Origin of the sequence: Streptomyces sp. NPDC057623, from assembly GCF_042800355.1 — a bacterium.
Taxonomy (GTDB): domain Bacteria; phylum Actinomycetota; class Actinomycetes; order Streptomycetales; family Streptomycetaceae; genus Streptomyces.
On sequence record NZ_JBHVGZ010000051.1, the window covers coordinates 57,437 to 74,003 of the forward strand.

Consider the following 16,567-nt stretch of genomic DNA (forward strand, 5'->3'; position numbering starts at 1 on the left):
CGACGCCCGGACCGGCTCCGCCGTGGCGGATCAACGCCGACCCGCGGTGCGGAAGCCTCTCCTGTTCTTGCGGCCGAGTGCGCCGGTGGCGACGAGGGCTTCCAGGAGGGGGGCCGGTTTCAGTTCCGGCTGGGCGAGTTGGTCGTACAGCTGGTGCTGGATGGCCAGCGAGACGTCGAGACCGATCGTGTCGAGGAGGGCGAACGGGCCCATGGGGTAGCCATAGCCGTTGCGGACAGCGGTGTCCGTGGCCTCGATGCAGGTGCCGGGGCGCTGCAGCAGGTTGACCGCCGCGCCGAGGTAGGGGAAGAGAAGACAGTTGACGATGAAGCCGGTGCGGTCGGGACAGGTGACCGTGGTCTTCCCCAGGCCGGCGGCGAATGCCCGGGCGCCGGCGAACACGTCGTCGGCCGTGTGGTCGGCGCGTGTCAGCTCGACGAGTCGCAGGACGGGCGCCGGGTTGAAGAAGTGCAGGCCGACGACGTCGGCGGGCCGTCCGCTGGCCTGCGCGCAGGCGGTCACGGACAGGCTGGACGTGGTGGTCGCCAGGATGGCGCCCGGTTTGGCCACCGCGCCGAGACGGGAGAACAGCGGGCGCTTGACGTCGAGGTCCTCCGCCACCGCTTCGATGATCAGATCGTGGTCCGCGGCGGCTCGCAGGTCCGTGGCGGGGGTGAGCAGCGACAGGGCCGCCGTCTTCTGCTGGGCGCTGATCCTGCCGCGGCGCACGGCTCGCGTCAGGGACTCGGCGACGGCCACGAGGGCGGTCTCGGCCTTCTCTCCGCTGCGCGCCACCAGCAGGGTGGGGTGCCCCCCGCTCACCGCGGCCTCCGCGATACCGCGGGCCATGACGCCGGAGCCGATGACGGCGACCGTACGCACCGGGCGGCCGGTGGCGGCGCGGTCCACAGGCTTGTCCCCCGCGCTGCCGCTGCCGCCCTCGTCGTACGGGTAGAAGCCCTCACCCGTCTTGCGTCCCAGGCGGCCGGAGTCGACCAGGCGGGTCAGCAGCGGGGCGGGGTCGAAGGAGGCGTCGCCCGTCTGCCGGTGCAGTCCCGTCAGGGTCGCGTGGGCCGTGTCCAGCCCGAGGGTGTCCAGCAGGCGCAGCGGCCCCGCCGGCAGACCGCAGCCGAGGCGCATCGCCGTGTCGATGTCGTCGCGGGTGGCGTGGCCGGCGTCGAGGAAGGCCACGGACTGGTTCAGGTAGGCCATCACGAGGGCTGTGGCGTCCGCCGCCGGTCCGGCGCCGATCTCGACCCGGGTCAGGCCCAGACCGTCGATCAGCGCGTCGACGGCGCTCGCGGTGGCCGGGGAGGTCAGCGCGGTGGATACCGGCTCCACCGCGCCCGCGGCGCCGGGCGGGACGAGGAAGCGCAGGCCCGCGACCCTCTCCGGGCGTCCGGACACGATGGCGAGGTGCGGGACGGCGAGGGTGGCGGTCGTCGTGAGAATCGGAGCCTGCGAGAATCCGCCGATACGGCGCAGTACATCGGTCTTGACGGCCAGGTCGTCGGGCACGGCCTCGATCACCACGTCGGCGTCGGCGAGTTCCGTCACCTCATGGGTGAGGACGACGGACTCCGCCGCGTCCGGGGTGAGCGCCTTGAGGCGGTCACCGACCCGGGCGAGTACGTCGGGGTCGGTGTCGACAGCCACGATGCGATGGCCGGCCCGGTGGGCCAGGCGCAGGAACGCCTCGCCGACCGTGCCGAGGCCGACGATGCCGGTGAGGGGTCGGGGATCGGTCGTCATGGCGCTCCTTCAGGCCTTCTGCTCGCGGAAGCGGTTGATGGCGTCGGCATGCCGGGCGCGCAGTTCGTGGTCGCGCACACCGAGGCCCTCCCGCGGGGCCAGGCAGAGGATGCCGACCTTGCCCTGGTGGAGGTTGGCGTGGACCTCGTACGCCGCGTGCCCGGCCTGCTCCAGCGGGTAGACCTTCGACAGCGTCGGGTGGATCCGGCCCTTGGCGATGAGCCGGTTGGCCTCCCATGCCTCCCGGTAGTTGGCGAAGTGGGAACCGACGATGCGCTTCAGGGACATCCACAGGTAGCGGTTGTCGAACTCGTGCCGGTACCCGGAGGTGGACGCGCAGGTGACCACGGTGCCGCCCTTGCGCGTCACGTACACCGACGCACCGAAGGTCTCGCGGCCCGGATGCTCGAAGACGATGTCGACGTCCTCGCCGCCGGTGAGTTCCCGGATGTGCTTGCCGAACCGCTTCCATTCCCTGGGGTCCTGGGTGTGTTCGTCCTTCCAGAACCGGTAGCCCTCGGCGTCGCGGTCGATGACCGCTTCGGCTCCCAGGGAGCGGCACAGGGCCGCCTTCTGCGGCGAGGAGACCACGCAGACGGGGTTCGCGCCCCCGGCGAGCGCCAGCTGGGTGGCGTACGAGCCGAGCCCGCCGCTCGCGCCCCAGATCAGCACGTTGTCGCCCTGCTTCAGCTGCGCGCCGTTGCGGGAGACGAGTTGCCGGTAGGCGGTCGAGTTCACCAGGCCCGGGGCGGCGGCCTCCTCCCAGGTCAGGTGCTCCGGCTTGGGCATGAGCTGGTTGGACTTCACCAGCGCGATCTCGGCGAGGCCGCCGAAGTTGGTCTCGAAGCCCCAGATGCGCTGCTCGGGGTCGAGCATCGTGTCGTCGTGGCCGTCGGAGCTCTCCAGTTCGACGGACAGGCAGTGCGCCACGACCCGGTCGCCCGCACGCCACCGGTTGACGCCGGGCCCGGTGCGCAGCACCACGCCCGCGAGGTCGGATCCCAGTACGTGGTAGGGCAGGTCGTGGCGCTTGGCCTGCTCACCGAGGCGTCCGTAGCGCTCCAGGAAGCCGAAGGTCGGCAGCGGTTCGAAGATCGAGGACCACACCGTGTTGTAGTTGATCGCACTCGCCATCACGGCGATCAGCGCCTCGCCCGGTCCCGGCTGCGGTGTAGGGACCTGCTGCACCTGAAGGGACTTGCGGGGATCCTTCTCCTTCGAGTCCATGCCGTCGAACATCGAGGTGTCCTCCCGGCGCACCACGTTGCCCCGGTAGTGCTCCGGCAGGCGCAGAGCGGTCCAGTCTCGCGACGTGACGTTCTCCGAGAGGAGAGCGCCGATGATCTCGTCCATAGGCCATCCCGTGACGTGTCGAGTGGATAGCGAGTAGATGACCTTGAACATTCACATGTCACCCGCCCGTGCCACGGAGCGGCACGGGCGGCAGCGGAGCCCGCGCGGGCGGCGGCACGCTTCGGCCAGAAGTGAGGAAGTCCCGTAGCAGTTGCCGGAGTTGCCGCCTGAGAGGAAGAGCCACATGAGCAGTCGGCCCGAGGACGCCCCGGTCGAGGACGTGCAGCCGCGCTACAGGCCGTACACGGCCAAGGCCAGTGAGCCCTGGGAGGAACTCGCGCACGACCGGGCCCGCTGCCCCGTGGTCCGCAATGCCGAGTTGGAGGCGGTACAGGTCACCACCTACGAGGGAGTCAGGGAGGTACTGGCCGGACACCGGGCGTGGTCCAGCGCGCTCGGCAACATCTGGCCGTTGAAGGAGCCGCTGCCACCCGAGGAGCAGGTGCTGGGCTGGGCCGACCAGCCGCGCCACACCCGGCAGCGGAAGCTTCTGGTCAAGGCGTTGTCGGCGTCCCGTATCCAGCACATGCGGCCGTTCAGCGAACGCTTCGCGGACGACCTCATCGACGAGCTGTCCGACCGGGGTTCCTTCGAGATGTACGACGACTTCGCGGCCCGGATGGCCGCCGGCCACGTCTGCGAGCTGTTGGGCGTACCGGAGGGCGAACGCGACGAGTACGCGCGCTCGGCGCAGCGGATGGAGGAGCTGGTCACCGACACCATGGACGGCCGGGCGGAGGGCGGGTACGGCTCCGAGCTCAACGAGTGGCTGGACTACCTGGGCGAGATGATCCGGGCGAAGCGGGCTGCCGGGCCGGGCAGCGACGACCTGATCACCCAGCTGTCGTTCGCCCGGGTGGACGGCGACTACTTCGAGGTGGACGAGATCGCGCGAGTGATCCAGCTGCTGAACGTGGCCGGGATCGGCACCACGATCGGGGCGATCGGCAACACCGCCTACCTGCTGGACCGGTATCCCGAACAGAAGGCCCGGTTCCTGTCCGACCCCGAAGGGCTGGCGCGCTCCCTGGCGGCGGAGTCGCTCCGGTTCGAGTCGCCCATCTCGGGTCTGTGGCGCACCTGTTCCAGGCCGACCAGGCTCGGGGACCTCGATGTCGAGCCGGGTGAGAAGGCCTTCGTCGTCATCAGCGCCGCGAATCACGATCCGCTGGTCTTCGACCGGCCGGACGAGTTCGTCATCGAGCGTGACTGGGCGAACCTGCCGATGAACCTGCCGTTCGGCCAGGGCATCCACTTCTGCGTCGGCATGAACCTGTCCCTGCTGGAGATGCAGGTCGCCGCCGCGAAGCTCTACCAGCGGCTGCCCGGCCTGCGGGTCAGGCCCGGCTTCGAGCCCGAACTCCTGCCGGGGGCGGTCCTGCGCCGGTTCAGGACCCTGGAGATGGTCTTCGACGGCCCGGCCCTGCCGAGGACGACCTGACGTCCGGCCCCCGGCGCGTCGGGGGCGCCCCGCAGCCGCCCGCAGTGCCTCAACGGCACGGCGGGCGGCTGGAGTTGCGGGGCCTGGGCGTCAGGCGCCGAAATCCCTGTCACGGGTCTCCGGCAGGGCCAGGACACAGCCCAGGCTGACCAGGCACAGCACGCCGGCGTAGAGGCCGAGCACGAACGGTGACTGCCAGTGCGAGGTCAGCCAGGTGGCGACCAGCGGGGCGAAGCCGCCGCCGAGGGTGACGGCGAGGATGAAGGCCGCCGAGGCCCCGGTGTAGCGCAGCCTGGTCGGGAACAGCTCCGGCAGGAACGCGGCCATGGGCGCGAACATCATGACGAACAGTACGAGCCCGACGGTGAACGCCGCGGTGATCAGTACGGCGTCGCGGCTCTCCAGCGAGCCGAACATGGGCAGGGCCCACAGGGCGCACCCCGCCGCGCCGGCCAGCATCACCGGGCGTCTGCCGAACCGGTCGGCAGCCAACGCCACCGGCACGGTCACGGCCACGTCGGCCGCGGCGGCGATGCTCGTGACGGTCAGCATCGTGGGCTGCGGGATTCCGAGGGCGGTCGGCCCGTAGGAGAGGCTGTAGACGGTCGCCAGGTAGTACATCGCGGAGCCGCCGAGCGCCGCGCCCACCCCGAGGAGCAGTGTGCGGGGGTGCTCCCTGACCAGGGCGCCGAGCGGGAAGCGGGGTGCCGCGGCGTCGGCGGCGGACCGCTCGTCGAAGACGGGTGACTCGGCGATCCGGGACCGGACCCACAGGCCGACGACGATCAGGGCGGTGCTCAGCAGGAACGGGATGCGCCAGGCCCACTCGGCGAAGCCGTCCCGGCCCGCGATCGCCAGCGTCGGCAGGATCACGGCGCTGGACAGCAGGAAGCCGAGCGGCGGGCCGGCCTGCGGGATCGACGCGTACAGCGCACGGCGTCCGGGGGGCGCGTGCTCCGCGGCCAGCAACACGGCTCCGCCCCACTCGCCGCCCATGCTCACGCCCTGCAGCAGACGCAGGACCACCAGGAGCACGGGCGCCATGAGCCCGGCGGTCTCGTACGTGGGCAGCAGTCCGACGCCGACCGTGGACACGCCCATCAGGACCAGGGAGAGGAAGAGTGCGCGCTTGCGGCCGACCCGGTCGCCGATGCCGCCGAACACCACCACGCCCAGCGGGCGGGCCACGAAGGCGGCGGCCACGGTGAGGAAGGCGGCCAGCGTGGACAGCGTGGCGTTGCCGGAGGGGAAGAAGGCCGGGCCGAGGACGAGGGCGGCGGCCGTGCCGTACACGGCGAAGTCGTAGTACTCGATGATCGTGCCGATGAGACTCGCGACGGCGACCCGCGACGCGCTGGACTTCCGTGCGGCGGGGGTCGTGCTCGTCGTGGTGACGCCGGCCTGTGCGGCGTCGCTGGTGGTCTCGGACATTGGAGCGGCTCGCTTCCGGTCAGGCCCGCAGGCTCAGTGATCCAGGACACATGCCGAGGGGGACTGAGCGGGGACTGTAGTGCTCCGGTCACCGGCGGAAGGTGCCGTGTGCCGCCCACCGGCACACGCCCTTCCTGGGCCTCCCCTCGCGCACTGGAATGACGGCACCGAGCGCGGCCCGCAGGAGGAGCGAGACATCGGAGGCTTCATGGTCCACGACATCGACAGCGTTCTCGACACGCCGATCGGGGAGGGTCCCGACCCGGGTGAGTTCGTCAGGGCGGCGATGCGATGGCACTTCGACCCCAGGACCGGATCGCCGTTCTGGCTGGCGCGGGCGAGGACACTCGACTTCGACCCGCTGACCGATGTGAAGGGGGTCGATGATCTGGCGTTGTTCCCGAACGTGTGCGACGAGCTGCGCGACGTGCGCGCCGAGGACCTCGTCCCACGCGGTTACGGTGACCGGCCGGACGTCTGCGGGGTCTACGAGAGTGGTGGCACCACCGGCCGGCCCAAGCGGGTGGTCCTCCTGCGGGACTGGTTCCGCAAGTCGCAGGAATGGCTCGGCTCGACCCTGGACGCGCACGGCGTGCCGCGGGGCGCGAACTGGCTGATGATGTTCCCCACCGGGCCCCACATGGGCGGTTACGCGTATGCGCGGCTCGCGAGGGATCGCGGCAGTCACGCGTTCTCGATCGACATGGACCCGCGCTGGGTGAAGCAGCTCATCGCCTCCGGCCGCACCGAGGACGCCCGCGCCTACGCCGGCCATCTGCTGGAGCAGGCCCGGCACGTGTTACGGAGTCAGGACGTGGGCGTCCTCGCCATCACACCGCCGGTTCTCGAACGCCTCGCCGTCGACGACGAGTTGACCGAACTGGTGCGGGACAAGGTCGGGGCGATCATCTGGGCCGGTGCGCACATGGACGCCGCCACCCGTGACCTGCTCGGCAGCGAGGTCTTCCCCGGCATCCCGCTCGTCGGCTTCTTCGGCAGCACGATGATGCTGCACAGCTGCGGCCAGCGGGTCACCGAGGACACCGGCGAGTGCGTCTTCGACCCGCCGGCACCCTTCATCACCTTCCGGGTCGTCGACGCGGACGGGAAACAGGTCGACCACGGCACCCGCGGCCGGGTGGTGGTCAGCCATGTCAGCCGGAGCTTCCTGCTGCCCAACAACCTCGACCGCGACGAGGCCACCCGGGTGCCGGGTCCGCCGGGGCAGGCGGGCGATTCCCTGGCGGATGTGACGCCGGTTCAGGTCTTCGACGGCGAAGCCGTGATCGAGGGGGTCTACTAGTGAGCGCGCGAAGCGACGGCGGTCGAGACCTCGTACGACTCGACGCGCTGGGTCCCGGTGGCGCGTACCGGTCGAGGAACATCCAGACCGTCAACGACATCCATGGTGCGCCGTTCGCCGAACTGAGCCTGGTTCCCCCGCTGTTCGTCGCCAGGACGATGTCGGCGCTGCGCAAGGCCGACCCGCTGCCGCTGGAACAGCGCCTGGACGCCATCGCCAGGGCGGGCAGGGCCTTCGCCACCGGGACCGTCGGCGGACTGTCCGCCGAGGAGTACCAGCACGCGGTGTGCCGTGTGTCGGGCCTGCCCTGGGTCACGACGGAGATGGCCCTGGAGTTCACCGCGCAGTACACGGAACGCGCCTACCTCAGTTCCCAGTTGGCCCGTCCCACCGGGGCGGTCAACGACTGGCGCGACCCGCGCACCCGGCACGGCAGCGGCGTATGGGCCCGTCGCGGCGACGTGTTCGCCGTCCACGCCCCCGGCAACACACCGAGCGCCCACACCCTGTGGTTGCAGTCCCTGGCCCTCGGCTACCGGGTGGCGGTACGGCCGTCGAGCCGCGAACCGTTCAGCCCGCACCGCTGGATCACCGCACTGCGCGACGCCGGCTTCGGCCCCGACCAGGTCGCCCTGCTGCCGACCGACCACGCCACGGCCGACGAGGTCGTACGGGGCGCGGACCTGGCGATGGTGTACGGCGACGACGAAGTGGTGCGCAGGTACGCCTCGATGGCGACGGTGCTGCCCCAGGGTCCCGGGCGCTCGAAGTTCCTCGTCACCAAGGACGCCGACTGGATGTCGTATCTCGACACCATCGTCTCCTCGGTCAGCGCCCATGGAGGCGCCGCCTGCATCAACACCACCGCGGTGTTCGTCGAGGGCGACCCGGCACCGGTGGCCCGGGCGATCGCCGAGCGGCTCTCCGCGCTGCCCAGCCTGCCGCCCCTGGACCCCAAGGCGGTGCTGCCCGTGAAGCCGATCGACGAGGCCCGCCGGATCGAGCGGTTTCTGCTGGCCGAGGCCGCGGGCACCACTCCGTGGCTGGGCGGCGACGGCATCGTCGACGACCTCGGGGACGGAACCGCCGTACTGCGGCCCGCCGTGCACCAGGTATCCGCTCCCGATGCCCCGCAGACGCGTATCGAACAGCGCTTTCCCTGTGTGTGGGTGGCGCCGTGGAACCCGGAGGCCGGGGTCGGGCCGCTCAGGGACACCGTGGTGCTCACGGCCGTGACCGACGACGAGACGCTGGTGGACCGGCTCTTCGCCGAGCCCAGCATCGCCAACGTCTACCTCGGCGACCACCCCACGTACTGGCTTCCCCCGGGCATCCCGCACGACGACTACCTCGAATCGTTCCTGATGCGCACGAAGGCCTGTGTCCGCTGAACGCCTCTTCACCGCAGGCGAGTTGGGAAGTGACGTCAGTGATCCACCCGGAACCCACCCATCGCATGCTCATCGGCGGCCGGCTTGTCAGCGCCGAAGGCGACGCGCCGGACGTGCTGAACGTGCTGGACGTGGTGAACCCCGCGACCGAGGAGATCGTCGGCCACGCCCCCGACGCCACCGACGCCCAACTGGATGCCGCCGTGTCGGCCGCGCGACGCGCCTTCGAGACGTGGCGCACCACATCGGTGGACGAGCGCCGCGCCGTACTGGCCGCCTGCGCGTCGACCGTCCGCGCGCACGTCGAGGAACTGGCCGTCCTGCTCACCACCGAGCAGGGCAAGCCGCTGGCGGACGCGCGCATCGAGATCGCGACCTTCGCGGACTGGCTCGACGCTCACGCCGCCATGGCCTACACCGACGACGAGGTCACCGAGACCGCGACCCACCGCGTCAGAGTGCGCCGCGTACCGCTCGGCGTCGTCGCCGGCATCGTGCCGTGGAACTACCCGGTCGTCATAGCCGCCAAGAAGATCGCCCCGGCACTGCTCGCCGGCAACACCATCGTGGTCAAACCCTCGCCGTTCACCCCGCTCACCACGTTGCGCATCGGCGAGTTGCTGGCCGACGTCGTACCCGCCGGCGTCCTCAACACCATCAGCGGCGGCGACAGCCTCGGCCCGCGGCTCACCGAGCATCCCGGTATCCGCAAGATCGCCTTCGTCGGCTCCACCGCGACCGGCCGCAGGGTCATGGCCTCCGCCGCCCGCAACCTCGCCCGCGTCACCCTGGAGCTGGGCGGCAACGATCCCGCGATCGTGCTGCCCGACGTGGACCTGGACGAGGTCGTGCCGCGGGTCTTCTGGACCTGCTTCGCCAACAGCGGCCAGCTCTGCATCGCCGCCAAACGGGTCTATGTGCACGAGGACGTCTACGACGCGTTCGCGGAGCGCTTCGCCGAACTCGCGCGGACCGTCAAGGTCGGCAACGGCCTGGAGGACGGCGTCCGGCTGGGCCCCCTCCAGAACCGCGCGCAGTACGAGAAGGTCGTCGGCCTGATCAAGGAGACCGTCGGCTCCGGCGCCAGGCTGCTGGTCGAGGGCGCGATCCCGGACGGTCCCGGCTACTTCGTGCACCCCACCGTGGTGGACGATCCCGCCGACGACTCGGCGATCGTCACCCGGGAACCGTTCGGCCCGGTCGTCCCGCTGCTCCGGTTCCGGGACGTCGACGACGTCGTCCGCCGCGCCAACGACTCCGAGTACGGGCTCTCCGGCACCGTCTGGAGCCGCGACATCGGCGCCGCCGAGGAACTGGCCGCGCGGATCGAGGTCGGCACCGTCTGGATCAACCAGGAGGCGATCCCGACGCCGGACCTGCCCTTCGGCGGCCACAAGGCCTCCGGCATCGGCGTCGAGAACGGCCTGGAAGGTGTGCTCGAACACACCGACACCCAGGTGCTGTCCGTCCGCAGGGCCTGATCCACCCCCTGTGCCCGGCGCCGTCGACGGCGCCGGGCACAGGCGTCTCCTTCTCGGTTTCCGGTCAGGCGGTGAAGTCGTGGTCGCGGGTCTCGGGCAGGGCAAGCACGCAGGCCAGGCTGATCAGACAGAGGGTGCCCGCGTAGGCGCCCAGGACCAGCGGTGACTCCCAGTGGGAGTTCAGCCAGGTCGCCACCAGGGGGGCGAAGCCGCCGCCGAGGGTGTTGGCGAGGATGAACGTCGCCGAGGCTCCCGTATACCGCAGCCGGGCCGGGAAGAGTTCGGGCAGGAAGGCCGCGATCGGACCGAACATCAGCATGAACAGGACCAGCCCGACCGTGAAGGCCCCGCCGATGAGGAGCCCGTCACCGGTGCTGAGGGAGCCGAACATGGGCAGCGCCCACAGCACGGAGCCGACGGCCCCGGCGAGGATCACCGGCCGCCGGCCCACCCGGTCGGCCAGCCGGGCGACCGGCATCACCACGGCCGCGGCGGCACCCGCGGCCACACTTGCGGCGGCCAGCATCGTGTTCTGCGGGATGCCGAGCGCCTTCGGGCCGTACGACAGGCTGTAGACGATCACCAGGTAGTAGACGGCCGAACCGCCCACCGCCGCACCGATGCCGAGCGACAGCCGACCCGGGTGCTCCCTGACCAGGGCGCCCAGCGGAAAGCGCGGGGCGGCCGGGAGGGCCGTGGCCGGTCTGTCGAAGACCGGGGACTCCTCGACCCGGGTGCGCACCCAGAATCCGACGGCGATGAGCAGTGTGCTGAGGAGGAACGGCACCCGCCAGGCCCAGTCGGTGAAGGCGTCCCGGCCGGTGATCCCGATCGTGGGCAGGATGACGGCGCTGGAGAGCAGGAAGCCCAGCAGCGGGCCGATCTGGGGTATGGAGGCGTACGCGGCTCTGCGCCCCGGTGGGGCGTGCTCGGCGGCGAGGAGCACGGCACCGCCCCACTCGCCGCCCATGCTCACGCCCTGGAGGAGCCGGAGTGCGACCAGGAGCACGGGGGCGAGGACGCCCACCGTGTCGTAGGTCGGCAGCAGCCCGACCCCGACGGTGGCGACACCCATCAGAACCAGGGAGAGCACCAGGGCGCGTTTGCGGCCGAGCCGGTCGCCGATCGTCCCGAACAGCACGACACCGACGGGGCGGGCGAGGAACGCGGCGGCGAAGGTGAGGAACGCCGCCAGGGTCGAGACGGTGGAACTGCCGGACGGGAAGAAGGCCGGACCCAGCACGAGCGCGGCGGCCGTGCCGTACACGGCGAAGTCGTAGTACTCGACGGTTGTGCCGACGAGGCTCGCGGCGGCCACGCGGGTGGCGCCCTTCCTGGCCTCGGGCGGTGTTTCGGGGGCCGTGGCGGTGCCGACGGCTGCTTCGTCGCTGCTGGTCGGGGACATGGAGCGGCTCACCTCCGATTGGTCCGGATCATGAAGTGATCCGGACCACAGTGGGGTCTGTGCGCAGGACAGTAAGTGGCGGGAATCCGGTCGGCTCATTCCTGTGCCGCCCCGTGGCACGTGGCCCGAAGCACGCGATGTGCGGAGGTGAGCACCTGCAATATGCATGTTTTTCCGCGTACTTCGGCCGCCGGCACCACGAGCGGGACGAAGCACGCGGACGGCCCGTCAGCCCTTCTCTCCCGCCACCAGGTCGAGCGCGATGTCGACGATCATGTCCTCCTGGCCGCCGACGAGTCCCCGCCGGCCGACCTCCAGGAGAAGCGTGCGGGCGTCGACCCCGTACCGCGCGGCGGCGGCCTCGGCGTGGCGCAGGAACGAGGAGTACGCGCCCGCGTAGCCGAGAGTGAGCGTCTCCCGGTCGACCTGGACGGGCCGGTCCCGCAGCGGCCGTACGAGGTCGTCGGCGGCGTCCTGGAGGGCGAACAGGTCGCAGCCGTGTTTCCAGCCCTGGAGGTTGGCGACCGCGACGAACGCCTCGATGGGGCAGTTGCCCGCGCCGGCGCCCTGGCCCGCGAGGGAGGCGTCGACCCGGGTGACGCCCTCCTGTACGGCGATCACGCTGTTGGCGACCGAGAGGGAGAGGTTCTCGTGCGCGTGGATGCCGACCTCGGTGTCGGGGGCCAGGACGTCGCGGTAGGCGCGGACCCGCTCGCGCACGCCGTCCAGGGTGAGTCGGCCGCCGGAGTCGGTGACGTACACGCAGTGTGCGCCGTAGGACTCCATCAGCCGGGCCTGGGCGGCGAGTTCGGCGGCCGGGGCCATGTGGCTCATCATCAGGAAGCCGGAGACGTCCATGCCGAGGTCGCGGGCCTTGGCGATGTGCTGCGCGGAGATGTCGGCCTCGGTGCAGTGGGTGGCGATGCGCACCGAGCGGACACCGAGGGCGTGGGCGCGCTCCAGTTCGGCGATGGTGCCGATGCCGGGCAGGAGGAGGGTGGTGAGGGTGGCGCGGGTGAGGTGTGCGGCGGCGGCCTCGATCCACTCCCAGTCGGTGTGGCTGCCCGGCCCGTAGTTGACGGAGCCGCCGGCCAGGCCGTCGCCGTGGGCGACCTCGATCGCGTCGACGCCGGCGGCGTCGAGGGCGGCGGCGATGCGGCCGACGTCGGCCGGGGCGATGCGGTGCCGGATGGCGTGCATGCCGTCGCGCAGGGTGACGTCCTGGATGTAGAGGTTGCGGGTCATGGGCGGGCCTTTGCGAGGGCTGCGTCGCGCCGGGCGATCGACTCGGCGACCTGGAGAGCGGCGGACGTCATGATGTCGAGGTTTCCGGCATAGGCGGGCAGGTAGTGGGCGGCTCCCTCGACTTCGAGGAACACCGAGACCCGGGTGACGGCGGGGCCCTTGTCCGACGGCAGCAGAGTGTGCACCGGTTCGGTGGGGTCCACCGGGGTGAACTGCACCTCCTGCTTGAGCCGGTAGCCGGGGACGTAGCGGGCGACGCGCTCCGCCATGGCCGTGATCGACTCGCGGACGGCGTCGTGGTCGGCCTCCCCGATGAGGCAGAACACCGTGTCCCGCATGATCAGCGGCGGCTCCGCCGGGTTGAGGACGATGATCGCCTTGCCGCGGGCCGCGCCGCCGACGCTCTCGATGGCGTGGGCGGTGGTCTCGGTGAACTCGTCGATGTTGGCCCGGGTACCGGGGCCGGCCGACCGGGAGGCGATGGAGGCCACGATCTCCGCGTAGTGGACCGGGGTCACCGCCGAGACGGCCGCCACTATGGGGATGGTGGCCTGGCCGCCGCACGTCACCATGTTGACGTTCGGGGCGTCGAGGTGGGCGTCCCCGTTGACCGGCGGCACGACGAACGGACCGATCGCGGCGGGGGTCAGGTCGATGAGCCGCTTGCCGTGAGGGGCCAGCTTGGCGGCGTTGGCGAGGTGCGCCTTGGCGGATGTGGCGTCGAAGACGACGTCGATGTCGGCGAAGCCGGGCAGGGCCATGAGGCCGTCGACGCCCTCGTGGGTGGTGGGGACCTCCAGCCGGGCGGCGCGGGCGAGCCCGTCGGAGTCCGGGTCGATGCCGACCATGGCTCCCATCTCCAGGGTGTCCGACAGTCGCAGGATCTTGATCATCAGGTCGGTGCCGATGTTGCCGGAACCGATGACGGCGACCTTGGTTCTCTTCACACGTCCCTCTTCTCGAACTTCTCGGAGAATGCGGCGGTGACCGTGCCCAGCGCTCCGATCTCGGCGTGGATACGGCTTCCGGGCGGTGCCGGAACCATCGGGCCCAGCGCCCCCGACAGGACGACCTGCCCGGCCCGCAGCGGGTCGCCGTACGCCTGGGCCGTGCGGGCCAGCCAGGCAAGCGCGTTGAGCGGGTCTCCGAGGCAGGCGGAGCCCTCTCCCTCGGAGACCGGCTCGCCGTCGGCGTACATCCGCATGCTGACCTCGCGCGGCTCGAACGCGTCGAGGGTGAGGCGACGGTCGGCCAGGACGTACAGGCCGCTGGAGGCATTGTCCGCGATGGTGTCGGTGAGCCGGATGTCCCAGTGGGCGACCCGGCTGTCCACGATCTCGATGGCAGCGACGGCGTACTCCACGGCGGCGCGTACCCGGGCGGCGTCGAGTGCACCGTCGGCCAGGTCTTCCCCCAGTACGAACGCGATCTCGGCCTCGGCCTTCGGCTGGAGCAGCCGTCCGGAGCGGATCTCCGCCTCGGCCGAGACGTCCATGTCGGCGAAGAGAACGCCGAAGTCCGGCTGGTCGACACCGAGTTGGCGCTGCACCGCGGGCGAGGTCAGGCCGATCTTGCGGCCGACGACGACCGCGCCGGCGGCCAGCCTGTGCCGGGTCAGCTCCTGCTGGACGGCGTAGGCGGCGTCGATGTCCCGTTCGCCCAGCAGGTCGCGGACCGGGGCGACAGGACGGCCCTCCTCCGACGCGGCGATCAGCCGGGCGGCGGCCTGTGCGACCGCGTGCCGGTCGACTGTCACGCCGGTCACCGTCCCTGCGCCGTGGTCACGGCGAATCCGGCGATCCACGCGGGGATCGGCTCGTAGAAACGGGAGGTCATCTCGTACGGCCCGGTGGCCGCGAGCGAGGCGAAGGCGGCGATCCAGGCGCGGACCTCGTGGGCGGAGCCGCCGCCCTCCTCGGCCATCGCCGCGACGGTCCAGGAGTCGAACTCCGCGAGTTCGCCCTTCTGCAGATGGTCGAGGAGCCGGTTGTCCCAGGCGGGGTTGATCGGGATCATCGAGGCCGTGCCGGCGGCGTACTCCTGGCCGGCCCGGACCACCCGCTGCTCGCCCTTGGCGCGCTGCTCAGGGGTCGGCGGGTGGCCTTCGATCAGCGCGTCGGCGACCCTGGGAGGCGCACCGTCCAGCACGGGTACGGGCGGGTCGTGGGAGAGGCCGCCGGAGGCCAGGAACAGCGTCCTGCGGTCGAGTTCGGCGGCCGCCTCGCCGAGCGCGGTGCCGAGCGCCCGGATGCGGGCGAGAGGGCCGAGCGGCGTGGCCACACCATTGACGAAGACGGGCACCACCGGCACCCGGTCGATCCCGCCGAAGAGCACTTCCAGCGGCTGGGCGAAGCCGTGGTCGACGGTCATCCGGGCCGAGACGGTGAGGTCGATCCCCCGGTCGAGGGCGCCCTGGGCGAGCGCTTTCGCGGCGGCGGTGTCGACCGACAGCGGGCCTGCCGACGTGCCGAAGTCACCCACCGCGTGGGCCTCGGTGGCCAGGCAGAACGGCGGCATCTCCTTGTAGAAGAAGCCGTTGTAGTGGTCGGGGGCGTAGAGGACGACCAGCTCCGGCTCGTAGGCGCGGATGAACTCCCGCGCGCCCTCGACCGCTTCCTCGACACGGGCCAGGACGTCGGGGGCGGGGTCGTTCTTGCCGATGAGAGGTGAGTGGGACAGCCCTACGGCTGCTGCGGTCATGGTCGCTCCCTACTTCTGGCGGGATTCCGGGCGAGCCGGGTCGGACGGGTGGATGACGAGCTTCCCGGTGAGAGCACCGTCGATCATGAGCTGGAAGCCCTTGTGGATCTCGGTGAGCGGGAGCGCGCGGTCGATGACCGGACGGACACCCGTGGCCTCCATCAGGCGCAGCATCGCGACCAGTTCGGACCGGGTGGCGCCGGTCGAGCCGAGGACGCGCTGCTGGAGGTAGAAGATCCGGCCGAGGTCGGCGGGCGGGTTCGTGCCGCTGGTCGCGCCGGCGATGACGACCGTGCCGCCGGGGCGCAGCGCCTTCAGCGAGTGCGACCAGGTGGCCTCGCCGACGGTCTCGATCACCACGTCCACCCGCTCGGGCAGCCGCTCGCCAGGGGCCACGGCGGCGCGGGCGCCCCAGGAGACGGCCTCCGCGCGCTTGTCGGCGCTGCGGCTGGTGGCGTAGACGACGGCGCCGGCGGCCACCGCGAGCCGGATCGCGGCGGAGGCGACGCCGCCGCCCGCGCCCTGCACGAGCACCCGGTCACCGGCGGTGATGCGGGCCTGGGTGAACAGCATCCGGTAGGCGGTGGTCCAGGCGACCGGCAGACAGGCGGCCTCGTCGAAGGAGAGCCAGGCCGGCTTCGGCACCAGGTTGCGGGCGGGGACGACCAGGTACTGAGCGAACGCCCCGTCGTGCCGCTCGGACAGCAGCGCGCGGTCCGGGTCGAGCGTCTCGTCGCCGCGGCCCGCGTCGGGGTCGCCGATCACCGGGTGGACGATGACCTCGTTGCCGTCCTCGTCGTAGCCGGCCGCGTCGCAGCCGAGGACGATCGGCAGCCGGTCGGGAGGGTGCCCCACCCCTCTCAGCGTCCACAGGTCGTGCATGTTCAGCGACGAGGCCACCACGCGGACGCGTGACCAGCCGGGCCGCGGGGCAGGATCGGGTACGTCGCGCAGCACCAGCCCCGACAACGGGTCGGTGGCGCTCTGGGAAATGGCGGTTGCAGCAAGCACACGTCAACCGTCGCCCGCGGCTTCCCCACCTGCCCAACGTGTGTGCCGCTGGGC

Annotated in this window: 13 protein-coding genes; 4 read left to right on the top strand and 9 right to left on the bottom strand. The window is 71.5% G+C overall.

Features of this window, described 5'->3' with window-relative positions:
* Positions 1-30: 30 nt before the first annotated feature.
* Together ACFU95_RS35950 and ccrA are read right to left on the bottom strand one after the other, a co-directional pair.
* On the bottom strand, positions 31-1,752 hold the full coding sequence (locus tag ACFU95_RS35950) for a 3-hydroxyacyl-CoA dehydrogenase family protein (RefSeq protein ID WP_383836881.1): 1,722 nt from the start codon (positions 1,750-1,752) through the stop codon (positions 31-33).
* A 9-nt stretch (positions 1,753-1,761) separates the two neighbouring features.
* Complete coding sequence (gene ccrA / locus ACFU95_RS35955; RefSeq protein WP_383836884.1) at positions 1,762-3,105, bottom strand: crotonyl-CoA carboxylase/reductase; 1,344 nt, start codon at positions 3,103-3,105, stop codon at positions 1,762-1,764.
* A gap of 184 nt (positions 3,106-3,289) precedes the next feature.
* On the opposite strand from ccrA, the gene ACFU95_RS35960 reads away from it, so the two are divergent.
* Positions 3,290-4,546: a cytochrome P450 gene (locus tag ACFU95_RS35960; RefSeq protein ID WP_383836887.1), complete on the top strand. Its 1,257-nt coding sequence runs from the start codon at positions 3,290-3,292 to the stop codon at positions 4,544-4,546.
* 90 nt (positions 4,547-4,636) lie between these two features.
* Here ACFU95_RS35960 and ACFU95_RS35965 read toward each other — a convergent pair whose 3' ends face one another.
* Positions 4,637-5,977, bottom strand: a complete 1,341-nt coding sequence (locus tag ACFU95_RS35965) for an MFS transporter (protein ID WP_383836890.1) — start codon at positions 5,975-5,977, stop codon at positions 4,637-4,639.
* Between the two features lie 208 nt (positions 5,978-6,185).
* Here ACFU95_RS35965 and ACFU95_RS35970 point away from each other — a divergent pair, with 208 nt between their 5' ends.
* The 3 genes from ACFU95_RS35970 to ACFU95_RS35980 are packed head-to-tail and all read left to right on the top strand — an operon-like array spanning position 6,186 to position 10,152.
* Complete coding sequence (locus ACFU95_RS35970) at positions 6,186-7,280, top strand: phenazine antibiotic biosynthesis protein (protein ID WP_383836893.1); 1,095 nt, start codon at positions 6,186-6,188, stop codon at positions 7,278-7,280.
* Complete coding sequence (locus ACFU95_RS35975) at positions 7,280-8,671, top strand: aldehyde dehydrogenase family protein (protein WP_383836896.1); 1,392 nt, start codon at positions 7,280-7,282, stop codon at positions 8,669-8,671. The genes ACFU95_RS35970 and ACFU95_RS35975 overlap by 1 nt, the downstream gene beginning before the upstream one ends.
* Before the next feature lie 29 nt (positions 8,672-8,700).
* Entirely contained in the window at positions 8,701-10,152 is a 1,452-nt protein-coding gene (locus tag ACFU95_RS35980) for an aldehyde dehydrogenase family protein (protein WP_383836899.1), read from the top strand.
* 64 nt (positions 10,153-10,216) lie between these two features.
* Here ACFU95_RS35980 and ACFU95_RS35985 read toward each other — a convergent pair whose 3' ends face one another.
* The 6 genes from ACFU95_RS35985 to ACFU95_RS36010 form a co-directional block, all read right to left on the bottom strand.
* On the bottom strand, positions 10,217-11,557 hold the full coding sequence (locus tag ACFU95_RS35985) for an MFS transporter (RefSeq protein WP_383836902.1): 1,341 nt from the start codon (positions 11,555-11,557) through the stop codon (positions 10,217-10,219).
* 228 nt (positions 11,558-11,785) lie between these two features.
* On the bottom strand, positions 11,786-12,802 hold the full coding sequence (dmpG, locus tag ACFU95_RS35990) for a 4-hydroxy-2-oxovalerate aldolase (RefSeq protein WP_383836905.1): 1,017 nt from the start codon (positions 12,800-12,802) through the stop codon (positions 11,786-11,788).
* On the bottom strand, positions 12,799-13,749 hold the full coding sequence (locus tag ACFU95_RS35995) for an acetaldehyde dehydrogenase (acetylating) (RefSeq protein ID WP_383836908.1): 951 nt from the start codon (positions 13,747-13,749) through the stop codon (positions 12,799-12,801). The genes dmpG and ACFU95_RS35995 overlap by 4 nt, the downstream gene beginning before the upstream one ends.
* Positions 13,746-14,567 (bottom strand): 2-keto-4-pentenoate hydratase, encoded by an 822-nt coding sequence (locus ACFU95_RS36000; protein ID WP_383836911.1) that lies wholly within the window; start codon positions 14,565-14,567, stop codon positions 13,746-13,748. Before ACFU95_RS36000 ends, ACFU95_RS35995 begins: the two co-directional genes overlap by 4 nt.
* Positions 14,564-15,502: a 3-carboxyethylcatechol 2,3-dioxygenase gene (locus ACFU95_RS36005; protein WP_383836914.1), complete on the bottom strand. Its 939-nt coding sequence runs from the start codon at positions 15,500-15,502 to the stop codon at positions 14,564-14,566. The genes ACFU95_RS36000 and ACFU95_RS36005 overlap by 4 nt, the downstream gene beginning before the upstream one ends.
* 9 nt (positions 15,503-15,511) lie before the next feature.
* Entirely contained in the window at positions 15,512-16,513 is a 1,002-nt protein-coding gene (locus ACFU95_RS36010; protein WP_383836916.1) for a zinc-binding dehydrogenase, read from the bottom strand.
* Positions 16,514-16,567: the final 54 nt, after the last annotated feature.